We start from the raw sequence: 259 nt of genomic DNA on the forward strand, positions 1-259 counted from the left end.
GTGCTGGTGCTGGTCGACACGCCCTGGGGTCACGGACTGGTCGCCGAGCGGATCGGCAAGATCCGCCCGAGCAGCGGCCTGCGCTTCTCGGTCGGGCGGATCGAGGGATCGCTCTACGGCGAGACGCGGCTGACCGATCTGCGCGTCTACGACCTGAAGGGCCTCGTCTTCCGCGCACCGCGGGTCGAGCTGGACTGGCGGCCGGCACGGTGGCTGTCGAACGAGCTCGCGATCGACCGGCTGGTGGTGCCGCAGGCGG

1 protein-coding gene is annotated in these 259 nt (G+C 71.4%); it reads left to right on the plus strand.

The annotated features are described in order from the left end of the window. Window positions 1–259: hypothetical protein (locus AC0IW9_RS31145; protein WP_471652163.1), on the plus strand; the 259-nt coding region annotated here is incomplete at both ends.

The sequence above is a fragment of the Belnapia sp. AC561 genome, from assembly GCF_979252845.1.